Origin of the sequence: Brucella tritici (assembly GCF_902825325.1) — a bacterium.
GTDB lineage: Bacteria > Pseudomonadota > Alphaproteobacteria > Rhizobiales > Rhizobiaceae > Brucella.
The window spans coordinates 1-416 of record NZ_CADEAR010000079.1; the positions used below are offsets into that span (position 1 = coordinate 1).

Genomic DNA, 416 nt, shown 5'->3' on the forward strand with positions numbered 1-416 from the left:
ACACTGTGAATGCCGCGTCTCAACGATTGCATCTTTGCAAGTTTGTGAGATGATGAAGTGGTGCGGTTGAAGCCCCCCGCTTCAACTACGCACAGCCTCGGCAAGCCCCCCGCCGAGGTTTTTTATTGGCAAAGAAAAAGCCGCCTCAGTGAGTGGCGCGGTGTGCCGAGTTATCGATATCGTTATTCGGGCCATTCAAACGCGGGCAATTCGGCTAGGAAATCCGCCACGTTTGGTCGCTCGCGCTGGCCGGTCTCTACCTTTTCGAGTTCTCCGAGCGAATAAGTCCATATGTGATCGCGCCAGACGACGAACGCCTGTGCTTCAGCGGCCCATTCTGGAACAGTCGAGTTGACATAACTTGCGAGTGAGTTGCCGTCGTCATATTGCCGCTCGTTGGCCGTCCGGTCGATCAT

The 416-nt window shown here is 55.3% G+C and carries 1 pseudogene; it reads right to left on the reverse strand.

Annotation, left to right across the window (positions count from 1 at the left end):
- Positions 1-182: 182 nt before the first annotated feature.
- Positions 183-416 (reverse strand): annotated as a pseudogene (locus HWX93_RS22745) (hypothetical protein); the annotation flags it as partial.